The organism is Streptomyces sp. NPDC090127, from assembly GCF_044746945.1.
Lineage (GTDB): Bacteria > Actinomycetota > Actinomycetes > Streptomycetales > Streptomycetaceae > Streptomyces.
The window spans coordinates 386,849-405,745 of record NZ_JBIVDE010000003.1; the positions used below are offsets into that span (position 1 = coordinate 386,849).

An 18,897-nucleotide genomic window follows, 5' to 3' on the forward strand; every position below is an offset into this window, starting at 1 on the left:
CGGCCCGCCCTCAGGCCCCTCCGCGCCTCCAGGCCCCTCCGTGCCTCAGATCCCGCTGCTCCGCGGCCGCTTGGCCGCGGGCTTGGGCAGGGCGTGGGCGATCTCCTCACGCAGGTCCTCGATCGTGGCGTAGCCCGCGTACTGCCCGGTCAGCCGGTACATCTCGCGGAGCCGGTCCCAGGTGCGGTGGGAGGACGTCTCGCCCATGGAGACCAGGGCGAGCCGGGCGTACCGGTCCGCCTGCTCCGGGTCGTCGGCGATGAAGCAGGCCGAGGCGAGCGAGATGTAGTCGAAGAGCTTCGAGCGGTTGTGGCCGTGCCTGCGCAGTTCGAGGGCCAGCTTGGCGTGGCGCTGGGCCGGGACCGCGGCGGCGGGGTCGTGCTCGGCGAGGGTGCGGTACGCCAGGGCCTGCATGCCGTGCATGTCGGCGTCGTCGAAGTTCTGCATCCAGCTCGGCGGCGGGACGTCCGAACGGTCGGAGACGAACAGGTCCTCGGCCTCGCCGAGCGTACGGCGCATGGCCTGGCCCTTGCCCATGGAGGCCTGCGCCCAGGCCTCGATGGTGTGCAGCATCGCCTGCGTGCGGGGCAGGACCGCCTCGCCCGAGCCCGACTTGGCGAGCTTCATCAGGTCAAGGGCGTCGTCGGGCCTGCCGAGGTGGACCATCTGGCGGGCGGCCCGGGAGAGGGCCTCCCCGGCGCGCGGCCGGTCGCCGCCCTCACGGGCCGCGTGTGCGGCGATGACGAAGTACTTCTGGGCGGTGGGTTCGAGGCCGACGTCGTGGGACATCCAGCCTGCCAGCACGGCCAGGTTGGCGGCCACGCCCCACAGGCGCCGCTGGAGGTGGTCGGGATGGTGGTAGGCGAGCATGCCGCCCACCTCGTTGAGCTGGCCCACGACCGCCTTGCGCTGGAGACCGCCGCCCCGGGAGGCGTCCCAGGCGCGGAACACCTCCACCGAGCGCTCCAGCGCCTCGATCTCCTCCGACCCGATGGGGGCGGCCTCGTAACGGTCGAACCCGGCGGGGTCGGCGTGGAGGGGATCGTTGGCGCGTGGCGCGGTGGCCGAGCGTGCGGGGTCGGTGTGGAGCCAGTCGTGCATGGCGCTGCTGAGGGCGGAGCCGGCGGCGAGCACGGCGCCCGCGCCCATCAGGCCGCGTCGGTTGAGCATGAGGTCCATTCCCGTGAATTCGGTGAGGACCGCTGCCGTACGCTCGGGCGCCCAGGGCAGCCCGTCAGGGTTGTCGTCGTTCCTGACGTTCTGCCGTTTCCCGGCGCGCCCGTGTCGTACGAACCCGAGGTCCTCGATGGTCACGACACGGCCGAGTCGCTCGGTGAACAGTGCAGCCAGCACCCGGGGTACGGGGTCGCGCGGGGTCTCCCCCATGTCGATCCATCGCCTCACCCGTGAGGTGTCGGTCGCCAGCTGGGGGTGGCCCATGGCCGCCGCCTGCCGGTTCACGAGCCTCGCGAGCTCTCCCTTGGACCAGCCGGCGAGGCCGAAGAGGTCTGCCAGGCGGGTGTTGGTCTGTCCGGTCACGTCTAAGCCCCCAGGTTCTCGGCTGAGTTGACAGTAACCCCCTGTCATAGGGCTGGCGACTATTCGCCAGGGTTCGCCAGGGTGCGCCCGATGTTCCGCCACCCGCGCCCGGGTGTCAGGTAGGAAAGCGCCACCCCGCCCCGGCAACCGGCCCTCATTCCCCAGGGTGCGGCCCGGAGGTCGGGCGGGGCGACGCACGCAACTCGTCGGCACACGAAGGGATCTGTCTCCCCATGTACACAGCATCGTCCTCCGTGTCCGCCCCGCCCCGGCCCCAGCACCGTTCCGTACCGGTCGGCAGCGGACCGTACCTCGCCCCCGTCGCTCCGGCGGGCCGGGCGAGGCGATGGGCGGGCAGTGCCGCTCAGCCGCTCAGCGGAAGAATCGACCTGTCCGGCCCCCAGGGGGCCCAGGTGCGGATGGCGATCGCGTCCGTCCACCGGATCTGCCCGGAGTTCAATCCCGTGCAGGTCCTGCGGCGCAGCGGTCGTTCGGTACTGATCGTCGGAACGACCGGGCGGACCACGGCGGTCGCGAAGTGTTTACTGGACCACTCCCCCGCGTGGGTAGAGCGGTTCCAGCACGAAATAGCTGCCTACCGCTCCTTCGTCCGGCACCGTCCTCCGGTGCGCGCGCCGCGGCTGATCGCCGCGGACCCGGAGAACTGCACGCTGGTGATCGAGCGGATGCCGGGGCGGGCGGCGGCGCTGACGCGCCACCCCGTGGAGGCCCCGCCCCGCACGGACCTGCGCGCGGCGCTCGGCGCGATCGCCCGGCTGAACGCCTGGCGCCCGCCGGCCGGGACCTTCGACGCACCGCTGGACTACCCGGCGCGGATCGCGCGCTACCACGAACTGGGGCTCTTCACCGACCGCGACCGGGACGACCTGCAGAAGCTGCTGCACGGTCTGGCGCACGCCGGTGGCCGCCAGGGCATGGGCCAGTTCTGCCACGGCGACGCCCTGCTCTCCAACATCCTCCTCTCCCCCACCGGTCCGGTGCTCGTCGACTGGGAACACGCGGGCTGGTACCTGCCCGGATACGACCTGGCGACGATGTGGTCGGTGCTCGGTGACGCGCCGATGGCCAGGCGCCAGATCAGCCAGCTCGCGCAGCAGGCCGGTCCCGCGTCCCGGGACGCCTTCCTGGTGAACCTGATGATCGTGCTGACCCGGGAGATCCGTACCTACGAGACGGCCGTGCAGCGCACCATCAAGGAGGCCCCGCCCGCGGGTTCGGTTCCCGTCCCGTCCGGCGCGGTCTCGCCCGGCGAGGAGCAGCGCCGCCTCCTGCGACGGCTGCACGACGACTGCGCCATGGCACGGCGGGCCGTGCGCGCGGCGGTCGGTACGCGCTGAGGCCTGGTCCGAGCGACAGGCCTCGGTCCCCGCGGACCGTCCCCACGGGGGTGACACGCCGGGCGCCCGGTGCCGACACACCGGGCGCCCGGCGTTCGGGCGTTTCCGCCGCCCGACCCGCCCCGACCTGCCTCCATCCAGCCCCCGCCGCCGGGCCATTGGTCCACTCCACTGACGTGCCGCAGGCCGGCGCGTCGCCACGACGAAACCCCGCGAGACAGCCCCTGACATGCGAAATGCCGTCCGGCTGAGGGTGATTGACGGATCGTCGGGAAGCCGCTACCCCTGTACGGGTCCGGCCCCGCACGCGCCCCCTCATCCCCCTGGTCCCCGGAGGCTGCCTTGCACCGTTCCGTGTCGCACAGTCGGGTCCCCCGAGCGGTGGGCGCCCTGGCGTCCGCGGCTCTGCTCCTCCCGCTCCTCTCGGCCGCTCCCCCCGCCACGGCCGGGACATGGGAACCCGACTCGCTCCAGCGACAGTTCGCGGCGGCCGCCGAGCGGCAGGGCGTGCCGCCGAGCGTGCTGCTGGCGGTGTCGTACCTCCAGTCGCGGTGGGACGCGCACGGCGGGGCCCCGAGCGTCACCGGCGGCTACGGCCCGATGCACCTCACGGACGCGGCGACCGCCCTCGCCGAGGCGCCGCACCACTCGCACGGCGCGGAGGACGCCCGGGGCGACGACGCACGCGCCCCGCGCCACGGGGCCAGGACCGTGACCCCGCCGCCCACCAGGGAGCGACTGCCGGACCGCCTCACGACGCTGGACCGGGCCGCCGCGCTGACCGGGATCCCCGAGCGGGACCTGCGCACCCGCACGGCGGCGAACATCGAGGGCGGTGCCGCGCTGCTCGCCGCCGCCCAGCGGGCGTCGGGCCGGCCGGCGAGCGCCGACCCGGCGGACTGGTTCGGCGCGGTGGCGCGGTATTCGGGCGCCGAGGACACGGCGACCGCGACGGCGTACGCGAACGACGTGTTCGACGTGATCCGCACCGGTGAGTCCCGTACGACCGACAGCGGGCAGGTGGTGACGCTGGCGGCCGCCCCGGGCGTCGCGCCCGCGCCCGGCCAGGTGGCGTCGCTGGGCCTGCGGAAGCCGAGCAGCGGTCCGACGGAGTGCCCGCGCACGGTGGCGTGCGAGTGGATCCCGGCGCCGTACGAGGAGTTCGGGGACGGCGACTACGGCAACCACGACAAGGCGAACCGGCCCGTGTCCCAGTCGATCGACTACATCGTCGTCCACGACACGGAGGCGAGCTGGGACGTCACGCTGGGCCTTGTGCAGGATCCGACGTACGTGTCGTGGCAGTACTCGCTGCGCTCCTCCGACGGGCACATCGCCCAGCACATGCCGCTGAAGGACGTCGGCTGGCACGCGGGCAACTGGTTCGTGAACGCCAAGTCGGTGGGCCTGGAGCACGAGGGCTTCCTGACGGCGCCGGACTCCTGGTACACGGAGGCGATGTACCGGAGCTCGGCGCGCCTCGTGCGGTACCTCGCGCAGCGCTACGACATCCCGCTGGACCGGCAGCACGTCCTGGGCCACGACAACGTGCCCGGCACGCTGACGTCGACGATCCCGGGGATGCACACCGACCCGGGGCCGTACTGGGACTGGGCGCACTACTTCCGGCTGCTCGGCCGGCCGTTCACGGCGAGCGCGGGTCCGGACTCCGGGGTGGTGACGATCCGGCCCGCGTACGCGGCGCACCAGCCGGTCTACACGGGGTGCGTCACGGCGGGCGTGGCGTGCGCCCCGCACGGCAGCGGCGCGGTCCGGCTGTTCACCGGGCCGAGCACCGACGCGCCGCTGGTGCGGGACGTCGGTCTGCGGCCGGGCGGCGCCGAGTCGACGACCGGGGTCAACGACACCGGGGCGCGGGCCTCGACCGGGCAGCAGTACGCGGTGGCCGAGCGGCGGGGTGACTGGACGGCGATCTGGTACCTGGGCCAGAAGGCCTGGTTCCCCAACCCGAGGAGCGAGCCGACGGCGGTGAACGCGCGCGGCACGGTGCTGACCCCGAGGGAGGGCCTCGCGGAGGTGCCGGTGTACGGGCGGGCCTATCCGGAGGCGTCGGCGTATCCGGCCGGAGTCCCGGTCCAGGCGGTCTCCCCCCTGCCGTACCGGCTGCTCGCCGGTCAGTCGTACGTCGTGGGCGAGGGCACCCCGGGCGAGTACCTCTTCGCTCCGACGTTCGACACCTCGGCGCATCGGGTCGTCCGGGGCCAGGAGCAGTACTACGAGATCCAATTCGGCCATCGAGTCGCCTTCGTGCGCGCCGCCGACGTGCGGGTTTCCAGGCGCTGAGGCGGATCCGGCCAGAGCGGGCGGGGTGTCGGCGGGCGGGGGTCGCGGCGACACCCCGCCCGCGTTCATATGACTATTCCCGGTGTCGCGTGGGCCGTACGGGCGACGGGTAAGGCTCGGCCGATCACTGCCCACGCTCACCGAAAGGCCCCGCACGCATGGCTCAGCCCTTCGTTCTGCCGGATTTCTATGTTCCGTATCCGGCGCGGCTCAACCCCCATGTGGAGACCGCTCGCACGCACACCCGGGAGTGGGCACGGTCCATGGGGATGCTGGAGGGCTCAGGCATCTGGGAGGAGCACGACCTCGACTCCCACGACTACGCGCTGCTCTGCTCGTACACCCATCCCGACTGTGACGCCGACGCGCTGTCGCTGGTGACCGACTGGTACACCTGGGTCTTCTTCTTCGACGACCACTTCCTGGAGGTCTTCAAGCGCACCCCGGACCGGCCGGGCAGCAAGGCGTACCTGGACCGGCTGCCGCTCTTCATGCCGATGGACCCCGCGGCGCCGATGCCCGAGCCGACCAACCCCGTCGAGGCGGGGCTCGCGGATCTGTGGACGCGTACGGTGCCGTCCATGTCCGCCGCCTGGCGGGAACGATTCGCCGTGGCGACCGAGGCGCTGCTCAACGAGTCCCTCTGGGAGCTCGACAACATCCACGAGGGACGGATCGCCAACCCCGTCGAGTACATCGAGATGCGCCGCAAGGTGGGCGGCGCCCCCTGGTCGGCGGGGCTCGTGGAGTTCGCGGCGGGCGCGGAGGTCCCGGAGCAGGTCGCGCACTCCCGGCCGCTGCTCGTGCTGCGCGACACGTTCTCCGACGCGGTGCACCTGCGCAACGACCTGTTCTCGTACCAGCGTGAGGTGGAGGACGAGGGGGAGAACAGCAACGGCGTCCTCGTCCTGGAGACGTTCCTCGGGTGCACGACGCAGGAGGCGGCCGAGGCGGTCAACGACCTGCTGACCTCACGGCTCCAGCAGTTCGAGAACACGGCGCTCACCGAAGTCCCGGGCCTCTGCCTGGAGAAGGGGCTGAGCCCGCAGGAGTGCGCGGCGATCGCCGCGTACGCGAAGGGCTTGCAGGACTGGCAGTCCGGCGGCCACGAGTGGCACATGCGCTCCAGCCGGTACATGAACGAGGGCCTGGTCACCGGGCCTTCGCGGCTCGACGGGGTGCTCGGCACGTCCGCGCTGGACATCCGGACGCTCTTCGGCCGGCCGGCCGCCTCGCGGCTCCGGTCGCTGACGCACGTCCCGCACCAGCAGGTGGGGCCCTCGCTGGTGCCCGAGTTCGACCTGCCCTACGCGCTGTCGCTCAGCCCGCACCGCCAGGAGGCGCTGCGGCTCTCGGTGGACTGGGCGGAGCGGATGGGGCTGCTGGACGACATCTGGGACCGTCCCATGCTGGAGGGCTTCGACTTCGCGGTCTGCTCGGCGGGGCTCGACCCGGACGCCACCGTGGAGGAGCTGGAGCTCAGCGCCGAGTGGCTGACCTGGGGAACGTACGGGGACGACTACTACCCTCTTGTCTTCGGCCGGCCGCGGAACCTGATCGGCGCGAAGGAGTGCACGGAGCGACTCAAGTCCGTCATGTCGCTGGAGGACCCCGGGGCCGCCCACGCGACGGCCGTCGGTCCGATGGAGCGCTCGCTCGCGGACCTGTGGGCGCGGACGGCGGGGCCGATGCCCCCGGAGGGCCGGGCGCAGCTGCGGACGGCGCTGGACGCGATGCTCGACAGCTGGATGTGGGAGCTGCACAACCAGGCCCAGCACCGGGTGCCCGATCCGGTGGACTACATCGAGATGCGGCGGCTCACCTTCGGCTCCGACCTGACGATGTTGCTGTGCAAGCTGCGGCGCACGGACGCGCTGCCGCCGGGGATCTTCCGCAGCGGCACGGTCCGGGCGCTGGAGAACTCGGCGGCGGACTACGGGGCCCTTGTCAACGACCTCTTCTCCTACCAGAAGGAGATCGAGGTGGAGGGCGAGGTGCACAACGGCGTCCTGGTGCTCCAGAAGTTCTTCGACTGCGACTACCCGACGGCGGTGGCGATGGTCGACGACCTGATGCGCGGCAGGCTGCGTCAGTTCGAGCATGTGAAGCAGCACGAACTCCCCCTGCTGTACGAGGACTTCGCGCTGGACAAGGCGGGCAGGGCGGCCTTCGAGGCGTATGTGCGGGAGTTGGAGGACTGGCTCGCGGGGATCCTCAACTGGCACCGGAGCGTGCGTCGTTACCGGGCCGAGGACGTGCACTCCGGGAGCGGTACGGCGCTGGCGCGCGTGGGCCCGACCGGCATCGGCACGTCGGCGGCGCGGCTGGCGTCGGTCTTCGTGCCGTAGTCGGCGGGGCGCGGTCGCCTCAGAGGGGGCGGCCGCGCAGCTGGTCGAGTTCGCGGCGCTCGCGCTTGGTGGGGCGGCCGGCGCCGCGGTCGCGGACGGCGGCCAGGGCCACGTGCTCGCGCGGGGGCGGTGGCGGGCTGTTGTCCACGTACGCCTCGGCGGCGACGGGCGGGCCGACGCGCTTGGTGAGGAGCTGCTTGACCTCGACGATGCGCTCCCGGCCGCCGTGGAAGAGGCGTACCTCGTCACCGGGCTTCACCGGCTGGGCGGGCTTGGCACGGTCGCCGTTGACCTTGACGTGTCCGGCCCGACAGGCGGCGGCCGCCTGCGAGCGGGTCTTGGTGAGGCGGACCGCCCAGATCCAGCTGTCGACGCGTGCGCTCATCGGGCCCGTCCCCCGTCCCCTCGTCAGCCCTGCTGGAACAGCTCGGCCGGCAGCGGCTTGAGCAGAGCGTACAGGTCGTCGGTGATGGGCCGGTCCCAACTGGCGATCGTCACAAGGACGTTGTCGCTGCGGTCGAACTGCACGCAGGCGATGCGGCTCTCGGAGAGCTTGAGCCGACGCACGATCAGCAGATTGTCCCCCTGCATCACGGGCATGTCCTCGGTGTCGAGGACCTCGACCGGCTCGTCGTTCTCCAAGGCCGCGAGGAGCTGGGCGACCTCGAAGGGGATCTGGCCGTCGGCGAGCTCGCGGGCCGGGGAGCCCTCCGGCAGGTTGCCGATGATCATCGCGGGGCCGCGGCCGCCGAACAGGTCGTAGCGGAGGAAGACGCCCTGGCAGCTGCCGTCGGGCGCGGGCAGCAGACCGGCACCGAGGTTGCCGGGCCAGTCCCCCGGGTCCATGGCCAGGACATCGAAGTCCGGACCCGCGGGTGTGGCGGCGCTGCGGCGGCGGAGGAAGGACATACGGCCATGGTACGTGCCCCGGCCCCCACCGCGACGCGCCGGGGCGGCTCGGCCGGAGGGGGCCGGGCGGCCCTCCTGCCGGGCCCGGGCGTGGCGGCGGTCAGCCGGTCTCCTCGGCGTGTCGGCCGGTGGTGCGCAGCGCCTGGGCGAGGCCCGCGCGGTCGGTGCCGAGCTTGCGGTAGACGGAGGAGAGCAGCAGGGTCACGGCGGCCTCGTCGGCATTCAGGGCGGCGGCCGGGTCCTCGCCGCGCACGGTGAGGTCGGCGGCGAGGTGCTCGCGGGTGGTGAGCGCGTCCGTGCCGGCCGGGTGGAGGGCGCGCGGCCGGAGACCGGCGGCGGCGAGCTCCGCCCTGGCCTCTTCGCCGAGGCCGTCGGCCCCGCAGGTCTGGGCGGCCTCCAGACCCCGGTAGAGGCGTTCGGCGGCTTCGCCGGTCCGACCGTCGCGACGCAGGGCGGACCCCAGGGCGACCAGGGAGCGCGCCAGCTCGTAGGCGGCGGGCGACTGCTCCAGCCAGTCGACGGACTCCTCCAGCAGCTTGACGCGCTCGGCGCCGGGGGCGACCTCGGCGGTCACGCGCAGCGCCTGCCCGATCGCGGACGGCGCACCGAACTGGCGGGCCCGGGCGACGGCCTCCCGGGCCGTCTCGCGGGCCCGCTCGGGGGTCTCTGAGGCCTCGGCGCGGGCGAGGTGGAGCTGCCAGGGGCACCACGCGGGGTTGCGCATCCCACGCGGGTCGAGGCGGCGGCCGACGGCGGCCAGCTCGGCGGCGGCCTCCTCGACGTGTCCTTTGGCCAGGAGCAGTTCGGCGTGGACGGTCTGGGAGTCGGGGAAGGTGACGGCGGCGGGGAACGGCTCGGCGAAGTCGTGGGTACGGGCGATCCGGTCGGCCTCCTCGACCCGGCCCCGGGCGAGCAGCACCTCGACGGAGACGCCGACGGCGTACCAGAGGGCGGGGGTGCGGGCACCGACGCGTTCGGCGAGGCGCAGTCCGGCGCGGACGAAGTCCTCCGCCTCGACGAGCCGGCCGCGCCGCAGCCGGATGTAGCCGAGGAGGGTGTACGCGAAGGAGAGGTGCCCTCCGTGCCAGCCCTGGCGCTCGAACTCGGCGGTGCCGGCCGCGAAGAGCTCCTCGGCGCGGCCGGGTCGGTCGGCGTAGAGGAAGGTGAGCGCCACCAGGACCGGGACTTCGAAGCCCCGGCTCTCGTCGGCCCAGCTCAGGCCGCCTTCCAGGGCGCGCTCGGCGTGGCCGACGGCGACGGCGGAGGGTTCGCCGCGCAGGGTGGCGTCCCAGGCGCGCAGGCCGATGACGTAGCGCTCGGTGAGGTCGCGCCCGGTCAGCCGGTCGGCGAGGCGGGCGAGGCGGCGGGAGCGGGCGGGCGAGTCGGGCTCGTCGGCGCGGAAGGCGTCCCACATGAACTTCTCGGACTGCATGCGCAGCCGACTGCGGGCGTCGGTGGCGAGGCGGGACTCGCGGCCGAGGAGTTCGGAGGCCTCGACGAGCCGGTCGCTGTGGGCCAGGACCTGGGAGAGCCGGTAGACGATGCCGTGGCGCAGCGCCGGGTCGCCGATGGGCTCCTCCAGGGCGGCGCGCAGGTGGTTGACGGTGGTGGCGGGCTCGGTGAGCAGGGAGGCGCTGCCGAGTTCGAAGAGGACGGCGGCGCGGTCCTCGTCGGCGGGAGGTTCGCGCAGGGCGCGGGCGAGGAAGCGGCGGGCGGCGTCGGGGGCGCCGGCCCGCAGCGTCTCGCGGGCGGCCTCGCGCAGGTGGTCGACGACCCAGGGGTCGTGCTCGGGGTGGGTCTCCAGGAGGTGGCGCGCGGCGGCGGTGGCACCGAGTCCGGCGTCGACGACGCACCAGGCGGCCTGACCGTGCAGGGCGACGCGGGTGGCGGGCGGGATGGCCTGGTAGACGGCGGTGGCGACGAGCGGGTGGACGAATTCGAGGGTGTCGGCGCGGGTGCGGGTGCCGGGGCCGGTGCGGGTGCGGGTGTCGGGGTCGGTGGGGGTGTCGGGGCCGGTGCGGGTGCTGGTACCCGTGCGGCCACCGGTGCCTGTGCCGGTGCCGCTGTGGGTGCGGGTGCCGGTACGGGTGCCGGTGCCTGTGCCTGTGCCTCCTTCGGTCTCGGTGCCTCCTTCGGTCTCGGTGCCTCCGTCGGTCTCGGTGCCTCCGTCGGTCTCGGTGCCTCCGTCGGTCTCGGCCAGGACGCGGGCGTCGCGCAGCTGGCCCGCGCACTGGGCGACGGCCTCGGCGCCGAGGCCCGCGACGGCGCCGGCGAGCTGGGGCGAGATCTCGGTGCCGAGCACGGCGCAGGCCCACGCGAGGCGGACGGTGGAGGTGCCGAGCCGTTCGAGGGTGGCGGCAAGGCCGTGGCCCTTGACGGCTGCGGCGAGGTCACGCAGCTCGTGGGCGGCCTCGGCCCTGGGCTCCAGGCCACGGTCGCGGACCTTGGCGGCGAGTTCGACGGCCTCGAACGGGTTGCCGGAGGTCACGGCCCAGCACTCGCGGCAGAAGGTGTCGTCGGCGTGGGCGCCTACGCGGTCGCGGACGAGGCGGGCGATGGCGGAGGAGGTGAGAGGCTCCAGGCCGAGAGGCCGCCGACCGGACCGCCGACCGGTGAACTCCTGTCCGATGTCAGGGAGTTCGTCGGGGCGATAGGCGACGAGAAGGAGCATGGGTAGTTCCTCGGCGCGCGGCGCGAAGGCGGAGAGCCAGCCGAGCGACTCGGGGTCCGCCCAGTGGGCGTCGTCGAGGACGACGACGAGCGGGGCGCGCCGGACGGCCAGGTGGGTCAGCACCCAGTCGAGCCCGTCGCGCAGCCCCTGCGGGTCGGGCGGTCCGCCGTCGCCGGGGGCGCACAGACCGAGGGCGGGTCCGACGATGTCGTACCAACTGCCCAGCCGGGCCCGGAGTTCGGTGTCGGAGGCCGCGACGAGTTGCGGCTGGAGGAGCTGACGCGCCACGTGAAAGGCGACCTGCTGCTCCTGGTCCCCGCCGCGCGCGGCGAGCACGGTGCACCCCTTGGCGGCGGCCCGCCACCGGATCTCGGCCAGCAGAGTGGTCTTCCCGAGCCCGGCGGGCGCGGCGAAGGCGAGCACTCCTCCGCGCGGGGCGCCCGGCGGTCGGGCGCTGCGGACGTGCTCGGCGCCCGGGGTGGGCTCGCCGGGCGCCTGCCACTCGTCGTCGCTGATTCCTGGCCACCGGTCGTCGCCCTCGTCGGGCGTCCGCCGGCCGCTACCGTCCTGCCACCGCCGCGCGCCGCCGGCGCCCGGTGACCGCCATGTCCCGTCGTCCGGCCCCTCCCAGGGGCCGGCCTCGCCGAGGCCGGTCAGCTGGTTCAACGCCTCTTCCGCCGCCGCGAGTTCCGCCTCGCGTTCGAACAGGCCGAAGCCGGGGCGGTCCCGACCGCCGCTGTGTACCACCACGTTCCACCCCCACGCCGGGGGCGCACACCCGGCGCGCAGATGAGGGCGGCCGGGCCGGAGAGCCCCGCGAAGGCCTCAGCGTACGCCTGTATGCGCCCCCGGCGAGGTCAGAGGGCGGAGCCCGTGGCGCGCTCCGCGAGAGCGCGCAGGACGGTCAACGCCTCGTCCGTGCGGGCGTGTTCGACGAAGAGGTGGTCGTGGTGGAATCCGGCGACGACGTTGCAGCTCAGACCCGCCTCCGCGAGGCCGGTCGCGACCACCGCCGTCAGCCCGACGGCGTCGAGCGCCGAGTGGACCCGCAGGGTGATCCACCCCGCCACGTAGTCGTACGCCAAGCCGGCCGCGTCGGCCTCCTCCTGGCGTACGACCAGCGTCAGCCCCTCGCGCTCGGCGACGGTGACGACCGGGACGACGCCCGCCGGAGCGGGCCCGTCCACGGTGGTGAAGACGTAGCGGCCGGGGTTGGACTCCGGCCGCATCCCGGCGACGAGCCGGGTCAGATCACGTTCCGCGTTCATGATCGCCACCCTAGAGGCCGTCCCGTGAACGATCTCCGAGGCGGTGAGGTGTGCGTGGGTCGTGGGCCGAGGCCCAGAGGGGGGCTCGGCTCGTTCGTGCGCACCTCGTGGGCGTCGTGTGACTTCCCCCGGGTGCGCCCGCTGACCCCCTGACCACATCCGGCCGATCACTGTACGGGCACCTGCGTGCTCAGACCCCCTCGCCCGACCAGCTCTTGCGCGCCGAACACGCCGAGCTGGTGCGGTGCTTGGGCGTCCCCATCCGGGCACCCCAGGAGCCACCGGAAAACCGCTACCCGGCCTTCTGCGTGACTGGCTACGCTCCCCCCTTTGACCAGCACAGATGTGAGGAACGCATGACGCAGCAGTTCGCCGACCGCCAGGGCCGGGCCGTGGTGCTCGAGGAGATCACGGACGACAACTGGCGCGATGTCGCCGACGTGGCGCCCGCCGACGAGCAACGCCGGTATGTGGCCGCGCTCGCGGCGCGCTACCTCCTGCTCTCCCAGCGCGGGGAGGTGTGGACGTCCCTCGGCGTCCGCGCCGGTGACGACGTCGTGGGCCACGTCATGTGGGCGTACGACGACGAGGACGGCACCCACTGGATCGGCGGCATGGTGGTAAGCGCGGCCGAACAAGGCAAGGGTGTGGGCCGCGCCACCCTGGGCGCCGTGATCGAGCGCCTGTCGGCGCTGCCGGAGTGCCGGGAGATCCGTCTCTCGTACCACCCGGACAATACGTCCGCCAGCCGCCTCTACGCCTCGTTCGGCTTCCAGCCGACCGGGGACTTCGAGGATCAGGAGATCGTGGTGGCGCTTCAGGGCAGCTAGGACTTGCCCGGGCAGGTGATCGACGGAGCCGAATTCTGCACCGGGTGCGGACCGGCGTCCACCGGCGTGATCTGCCGGAACGGTGCGGGCTACAGCAACGGACCCGTCCGGAACTACCTACGGCGCCGGAGCAATCGGCCGGACACGTCCCAGGGGCCTGCGGAGCGCCCGCAACACCACCGCCGCCGCAAGCGGACGCGGCGGCGGTGGTCAGGCCGTGGGGTTCGGCGTGGTCAGCTGCCGATGGCTTGGAAGCTGAAGCCGCGGTCGCCGTACTGGCCGTAGTAGTCGCCGGTGATGACCACGATCCGGCCGCTTTCGATGGCGGCGATCTGGGTGTTGTCGACCAGGTTCCAGCCGTCGCCCCACAGGGTGGCGTTGGCGCTGGGCAGACTGGAGAAGGAGCGCTGGAAGGCGATGGAGTAGCGGCCGGTCCCTTCCTTGGTGACGAGGAAGTCGCCGCTGCCGCTCTGCACGCTGCCGTCGCTGTTGATGTTGCCGTAGACGATCCGTCGGCCCGCCGGCTGCGCGATGCCCTGTCCCGAGCCGGGGTCGGCGGTGCCGGAGGTGCGCCGCAGGCCCAGGACCTGACCGTAGTCGCTGCGCAGCCAGATGCGGCGGTTGTCCGCCACGCCGACCAGGTCGGGGTTGTCGAAGGCGTGGGGGTTCTCGCTGCCGGGCTCGATGGTGACGGTGGCGCGCTCCAGGCACCATCCGTCGCTTCCGTCGAGGCGGATGTAGGCGGGGTAGCGGTCGAGGTCGGCGGTGGTCAGCTGGGGCATGCGGGGGTCGTTGTACTCCGGGTTGCTGACGTTGGCGTCCTCGCCGAACACGAACTCCTGGAACGTGTCGCGGTCGAAGTCGCTGCCGTCGGTCTCCATCGCGAACTCGCGTCCGGCGATGCCGAGGTAGACCGTGCCGCTGGCGGGCTTGGCCTCGGCGACGTCGGCGGTCCAGGTCTTTGCGACGATCTTGGTGATGTCGGCCATGATGAAGGATCCCTTCCTGGGGTGTCCGCCCCACCACGGGATGGGTGGGGCTGAGGGGCCTCGGGGTACGGGAAGCGTGAAAGGGGCGTCGGGGCGGTGGCGGCGGGGCACCGGCGCGGGGACACCGGAGTGGTGGCCGGCCGCTGAGGCTCGGTCGGCGGTGGTGACCTTGACCGGCACGCCGGGGCGGTCGGCGGCCAGGTCGCTGAGGGCTGCGTGCTCGGCCTCATCGGCGGTCAGGCGCCGGCGGAACGTGGTGGCCGTCCGGTCGCCGATGGAGCGGCAGGCGGCGACTTCGTGCGGACAACCAGGCTGCTGCGAAGGGTGCGGAGCTTCATGCTTCAAGGTCTCGCCGGGCAGACGCCCCGGCACCCGTAGCTGGCGGGGGTATGCCACAAGTGGGCTCGTCATAGGGCAATGCGCGGGCGGAGGCGCGTGCTCTTTGGCGTGCGGTGCTGCGCTCGCGCACGACCGGTGTCACGCCACCCGTGTGCAGTCGCTCGCGCGACGACGCGCGTGCCTCACCCACTTCTCCACGTCCCGGCGGCGGGCAGCACGAAAGCCCTGCTCACCGGGCAGAGTCCTACGGGCACTTGTGACGCCGGGTGAAATCGTGAAGGACGACGCTTCCGGCGGGGTTGTAGGCGCGTTGCCGTGGCGGTCCGGGACATATCTGTCCCGGACCGCCATTGACGACAAGGAGATGGACTTGGCGCCACGGCGCTTCATTCAGGGCCGGATCGCGACTCCGCTGGGCGCGTAGTCCGGTGGCCGGGGGCCGGTGGCCGGTGGCCGGTGGCCGGTCAGCGTGGCAGTTGGGTCGGGGCGTGGACAGTGCAGCAGCCGTCGGTGGAGCGAAGAACTCCACGGGCAGGGTGGTGCCTTCCGTGCCAGCGTGGCCTTCGTGCGGCTCCCGCCCTCGCCCGACGTCACGTCACGTCACGTCACGTCACGTCACGTCAGGTCGAACTCGCCCTCCCGCGCGTTGACCACGAAGGCCCGCCACTCCGCCGGGGTGAAGATCAGCGACGGCGCTTCCGGACGTCCTCCGTTCCGCATCGCGATGAAGCCCTCGACGAAGGCGATCTGGACGTCCCCCGCCCCCTGGCTGCTCGACCGCCAGTCCGCCCCGCTGAGGTCGAGGTTCGGCTTGTCCCAGCCCGCGAAGGCGTGCTGGGTGGTGGTGCTCTCCGCCACGTCCGTGCTCCTCCCGCATTGCGCTACGTCGTCGTCCGGGGCTCAGCGTAGCGAGCGGCGCGGGGGGCCGACAGACCTCCGGGCGACGGTCAGCCGGCCGGTGGCCGGTCCCCGACGAGCCACATCGCGAAGAACTGCGCGCCCCCGCCGTACGCGTGCCCGAGCGCCCTGCGCGCCCCCTGCACCTGGTGCTCGCCGGCCTGCCCCCGTACCTGCATCGCGGCCTCGGCGAAGCGGATCATGCCGGAGGCGCCGATGGGGTTGGTGGAGAGGACGCCGCCGGAGGGGTTCACGGGCAGGTCGCCGTCGAGTTCGGTGACCCCTGCCTCCGTGAGCTTCCAGCCCTCGCTCTCCTCCGCGAAGCCCAGGTTCTCCAGCCACATCGGCTCGTACCAGGAGAACGGGACGTACATCTCGACGGCGTCGATCTCCCGGCGCGGGTCCGTGATGCCGGCCTGTCGGTAGACGTCGGCCGCGCAGTCCTTCCCCGCCTGCGGCGAGACGAAGTCCTTGCCCGCGAAGAGCGTGGGCTCGCTGCGCATCGCGCCGCCGTGCACCCAGGCCGGCGGCCGGGGCGAACGCCGCGCGCCGGCGCGGTCGGTGAGGACCATCGCGCAGGCGCCGTCGGAGGACGGGCAGGTCTCGGAGTACCGGATCGGGTCCCAGAGCATCGGCGAGGCCTGGACCTTCTCCAGGGTGATGTCGTGCTCGTGGAGGTGGGCGTACGGGTTCTTCAGGGCGTTCCGCCGGTCCTTGTACGCGACGAGGGAACCCACCGTGTCCGGGGCGCCGGTGCGGCGCATGTAGGCGCGGACGTGCGGGGCGAAGAAGCCTCCGGCGCCGGCGAGGAGCGGCTGCTGGAAGGGGACGGGCAGCGAGAGGCCCCACATCGCGTTGGACTCGGACTGTTTCTCGAAGGCCAGGGTCAGGACGGTGCCGTGGACGCGGGCGGCGACCAGGTTGGCGGCGACGAGCGCGGTGGATCCGCCGACCGAGCCGGCCGTGTGGACGCGCAGCATCGGTTTGCCGACCGCGCCGAGGGCGTCGGCGAGGTACAGCTCCGGCATCATCACGCCCTCGAAGAAGTCGGGGGCCTTGCCGATCACGACGGCGTCGATGTCCGCCCAGGTCAGCTCCGCGTCCTCCAGGGCGCGCACGGCGGCCTCGCGGACGAGTCCGGCGATCGACACGTCCCGGCGGGCGGCGACGTGCTTGGTCTGGCCGATCCCGACGACGGCGACGGGCTCCTTAGGCACGGGCTTCCCCTTCCAGGACGGCGACCAGGTTCTGTTGCAGACAGGGGCCGGAGGTGGCGTGGGCGAGGGCGCGGTCGGAGGCGCCCCGGTGGATGCGGGCGGCGGCCTCGCCGAGGCGGATGAGGCCGGCGGCCATCATCGGGTTGGCGGCGAGCGCTCCGCCGGACGGGTTGATCCTCACCCTGTCGTCGAGGTCGAGGGCTCGCCGGAGCACGATCTCCTGGGAGGTGAAGGGGGCGTGCAGTTCGGCGGTGTCGACCGGCCGCTCGAAGGCTCCGGCGCGCTGGGCGGCGAGCCGGGTGGAGGGCGAGTCGATGAGGTCGCGGACGCCCAGGGAGTGCGCCTCGATCCGGTGGTCGATGCCGCGGATCCAGGCCGGGCGGGCGCACAGCTCGCGGGCCCGGTCGCCGACGGCGAGGACGACGGCGGCCGCGCCGTCGCCGACGGGCGGGCAGTCGCCGGTGCGCAGCGGTGCGACGAGGTACTCGCCCTGGTCGCGGGCGCCCGGCAGCTGGGCGTGCGGGTTGGCGGTGGCGTCCTCGCGGCTGCGGGTGGCGACGGCGGCGAGCGCGGGTTCGTCGGTGTGTCCGGCGTCGATGAGCGCCTGCGCCTGGAGGGCGGCGAGGGCGACGGTGTCGGGCCAGAGCGGGGCGACGTAGTAGGGGTCGAGCTGCCGGGTGAGGACGTCGCGTACGGAGCCGGGTGAGGACTTGCCGTAGGAGTAGACGAGCGCGGTGTCGGCCTCGCCGGTCAGCAGCTTCACCCAGGCCTCGTAGAGCGCCCAGGCGCCGTCCATCTCGACGTGGGACTCGGAGATCGGCGGCCAGGCGCCGACGCCGTCGAGGGCCATGGTGAAGGAGAAGGCCCGGCCGGCGAGGTAGTCGGAGGAACCGGAGCAGGTGAAGCCGATGTCGGAGGTCTTGCATCCGGTCTGGCGCAGCACGTCGTGCAGGACGGGCATGAGCATCTCGACCTCGGACAGGTCGTCCGTGCGCCGCCGGTGGTCGGTCTGGGCGAAGGCGACGATCGCCACCTCGCGGTCCGGTCGGTCCGATCGGTCCGGCGTCACAGCAGCTCCTTGTACGTGTCGTAGTCGGCGTCGGGTTCGCCGGTCGGCCGGTAGTGGTCGGGGAAGCGGCCGCCCTCGCTCCACACGGGTTCGACGCGGAGCCCCATCCGCACCTGGTCGTAGGGGATGCCGCCGATCCGGCCGTGCAGCGCGAGCCCGGCGCCGTCGAGGGCGATGTGGGCGTAGACGTACGGGACCTCGATGTCGAGGTTCTTGGCCTTGATGTTGACGATGCAGAAGGTGGTGACCGTGCCGCGCGGGCCCACCTCGACCCGTTCGGTGGTGGCCACTCCGCAGGTGGGGCAGGCGCCTCGGGGCGGGACGTACACCTTGGTGCAGGACGGGCAGCGTTCGCCGACGGTCCGGTTGTCGGCGAGGGCGTGCAGATAGGCGGTCTGGGCGCGGCCGGGGCTGTACGTGTAGTCGAGCCGGGCGGCGGCGACGATGCCGGTGACGGGGGCGTCGAAGGTGCCGTCGTGGGCGCGCGTCTTGTGGTCCTCGGCGCGGGCGGTCCCGTGGTCCTCGGCGCGGGCGGTTCCGTCGTCCTCCGTGTGGGCGGTTCCGTCGCCCTCCGCGCGGGCGGTCCCGTCGCCCTTCCCCCGGGCGGTCCCGTCGTCCTCCGCGCTCTCGGACGGTTCGAAGCAGGCGATGTCCGTGATGGCGCCGGTCCGCTCGGCGGCCCAGCGGACGCGGACGCGCATGCCGGTGCGGACGGCCTCGGGGCCGGGCGCGTCGAGGGCGTGGAGGAGGGCGGTGTCGGCGCCGTCGAGGCGGACGAGCGCCCAGGCGAAGGGGGTGGGCAGGGGCTGCCCGGTGCGGGGTTCGGGGTTCCAGGCCCAGGTGGTCACGGTGCCGGTGGTGCCGAGTTCGACCAGGTCGCGGAGTTCGGCGGCGGTCTCGGGGTCGTACTCGACGGGCGGGACGAGCACGGTGCCGCGCTCGGTCCGCACGCCGAGGACGGTCCGCTCGCGCAGGCCGGTGAGGAACGCGGACTGCACGGGGCCGAGGGAGCGGGTGAAGGGGAACTCGACGACGAGGGGGGCGCGGAGGATGTCGGGGGCGGGGGCGGCGGAGGGGCTCGGTGCGGGGGGCATGGGCTGCTCCTCGGTCGGGTCGGGAACGGGGCGGAGGCCGCTGTGTGAGGCCCTTCTCCTCGTCC

Annotated in this window: 14 protein-coding genes; 4 read left to right on the forward strand and 10 right to left on the reverse strand. The window is 73.3% G+C overall.

Annotated features, from left to right (window positions below; translation table 11 throughout):
* Positions 1–45 precede the first annotated feature (45 nt).
* The gene (locus ACIPPS_RS12880) at positions 46–1,539 is read right to left on the reverse strand and encodes a hypothetical protein (protein ID WP_401430297.1); all 1,494 of its coding nucleotides are present in this window, start codon (positions 1,537–1,539) and stop codon (positions 46–48) included.
* A gap of 233 nt (positions 1,540–1,772) precedes the next feature.
* Between ACIPPS_RS12880 and ACIPPS_RS12885 the strand changes: the two genes are divergently transcribed.
* From ACIPPS_RS12885 to ACIPPS_RS12895, 3 genes are all read left to right on the forward strand, one after another.
* A complete protein-coding gene (locus ACIPPS_RS12885) occupies positions 1,773–2,897 on the forward strand; it encodes an aminoglycoside phosphotransferase family protein (protein WP_401430299.1) in 1,125 nt (374 codons plus the stop codon).
* A gap of 381 nt (positions 2,898–3,278) precedes the next feature.
* A complete protein-coding gene (locus ACIPPS_RS12890) occupies positions 3,279–5,201 on the forward strand; it encodes an N-acetylmuramoyl-L-alanine amidase (RefSeq protein WP_401431392.1) in 1,923 nt (640 codons plus the stop codon).
* A gap of 158 nt (positions 5,202–5,359) precedes the next feature.
* Complete coding sequence (locus tag ACIPPS_RS12895; protein WP_401430301.1) at positions 5,360–7,549, forward strand: germacradienol/geosmin synthase; 2,190 nt, start codon at positions 5,360–5,362, stop codon at positions 7,547–7,549.
* A 19-nt stretch (positions 7,550–7,568) separates the two neighbouring features.
* On the opposite strand, the gene ACIPPS_RS12900 is transcribed toward ACIPPS_RS12895, so the two are convergent.
* The 4 genes from ACIPPS_RS12900 to ACIPPS_RS12915 all read right to left on the reverse strand — a co-directional run bounded on the left by ACIPPS_RS12900 (position 7,569) and on the right by ACIPPS_RS12915 (position 12,397).
* Positions 7,569–7,934, reverse strand: coding sequence for an RNA-binding S4 domain-containing protein (locus ACIPPS_RS12900; RefSeq protein ID WP_401430303.1), 366 nt, complete (start codon positions 7,932–7,934; stop codon positions 7,569–7,571).
* Between the two features lie 23 nt (positions 7,935–7,957).
* Positions 7,958–8,458, reverse strand: a complete 501-nt coding sequence (locus ACIPPS_RS12905) for a hypothetical protein (RefSeq protein WP_362014223.1) — start codon at positions 8,456–8,458, stop codon at positions 7,958–7,960.
* A 100-nt stretch (positions 8,459–8,558) separates the two neighbouring features.
* Positions 8,559–11,552, reverse strand: a complete 2,994-nt coding sequence (locus ACIPPS_RS12910) for an ATP-binding protein (protein WP_401431394.1) — start codon at positions 11,550–11,552, stop codon at positions 8,559–8,561.
* A 434-nt stretch (positions 11,553–11,986) separates the two neighbouring features.
* Positions 11,987–12,397 (reverse strand): ACT domain-containing protein, encoded by a 411-nt coding sequence (locus tag ACIPPS_RS12915; RefSeq protein WP_401430305.1) that lies wholly within the window; start codon positions 12,395–12,397, stop codon positions 11,987–11,989.
* A gap of 356 nt (positions 12,398–12,753) precedes the next feature.
* On the opposite strand from ACIPPS_RS12915, the gene ACIPPS_RS12920 reads away from it, so the two are divergent.
* Positions 12,754–13,227: a GNAT family N-acetyltransferase gene (locus ACIPPS_RS12920; RefSeq protein WP_401430307.1), complete on the forward strand. Its 474-nt coding sequence runs from the start codon at positions 12,754–12,756 to the stop codon at positions 13,225–13,227.
* Positions 13,228–13,460: 233 nt separating this feature from the next.
* Here ACIPPS_RS12920 and ACIPPS_RS12925 read toward each other — a convergent pair whose 3' ends face one another.
* From ACIPPS_RS12925 to ACIPPS_RS12945, 5 genes are all read right to left on the reverse strand, one after another.
* Entirely contained in the window at positions 13,461–14,216 is a 756-nt protein-coding gene (locus ACIPPS_RS12925; RefSeq protein WP_401430309.1) for a hypothetical protein, read from the reverse strand.
* A 954-nt stretch (positions 14,217–15,170) separates the two neighbouring features.
* Positions 15,171–15,413 (reverse strand): DUF397 domain-containing protein, encoded by a 243-nt coding sequence (locus ACIPPS_RS12930; RefSeq protein ID WP_401430311.1) that lies wholly within the window; start codon positions 15,411–15,413, stop codon positions 15,171–15,173.
* 89 nt (positions 15,414–15,502) lie between these two features.
* Complete coding sequence (locus ACIPPS_RS12935) at positions 15,503–16,669, reverse strand: thiolase domain-containing protein (protein WP_401430313.1); 1,167 nt, start codon at positions 16,667–16,669, stop codon at positions 15,503–15,505.
* Positions 16,662–17,738 (reverse strand): thiolase domain-containing protein, encoded by a 1,077-nt coding sequence (locus tag ACIPPS_RS12940; RefSeq protein ID WP_401430315.1) that lies wholly within the window; start codon positions 17,736–17,738, stop codon positions 16,662–16,664. The genes ACIPPS_RS12935 and ACIPPS_RS12940 overlap by 8 nt, the downstream gene beginning before the upstream one ends.
* Complete coding sequence (locus ACIPPS_RS12945) at positions 17,735–18,832, reverse strand: Zn-ribbon domain-containing OB-fold protein (RefSeq protein ID WP_401430317.1); 1,098 nt, start codon at positions 18,830–18,832, stop codon at positions 17,735–17,737. The genes ACIPPS_RS12940 and ACIPPS_RS12945 overlap by 4 nt, the downstream gene beginning before the upstream one ends.
* Positions 18,833–18,897 lie beyond the last annotated feature (65 nt).